At 34.3% G+C, this 329-nt stretch carries 1 pseudogene; it reads right to left on the bottom strand.

The features are described from left to right. A pseudogene (locus FD36_RS06795) lies at positions 1 to 329 on the bottom strand (UTP--glucose-1-phosphate uridylyltransferase); the annotation flags it as partial.

Genomic DNA, 329 nt, shown 5'->3' with positions numbered 1-329 from the left:
AGCGTTGAAGCACCTGATTTTTCGTAACTATCAATCAATTGTTTAGTTAAAGGAACTTTATCAGTCATCAAATCATCACCAAGCATGACAACGAAAGGATCGTTCCCAACAAATGTTTTAGCAGTCAACACTGCATCTCCCAAACCTTTAGGATATGCTTGACGAATAAAGTAAATATTCATATCATTCGTTTTTTGAACAGCTTTTAACATTTCATCTTTACCTTTTCTTTCAAGGTTTTGTTCTAACAAATAATTAGATGAAAAGTGATCTTCAATTGAGCCTTTTCCTGAACCAGTCACAATGGCCAAATCTGTAATACCAGAAGC

The sequence above is a fragment of the Fructilactobacillus sanfranciscensis DSM 20451 genome, from assembly GCF_001436035.1.
Lineage (GTDB): Bacteria > Bacillota > Bacilli > Lactobacillales > Lactobacillaceae > Fructilactobacillus > Fructilactobacillus sanfranciscensis.
This window is presented reverse-complemented; position numbering and strand designations above follow the sequence as displayed.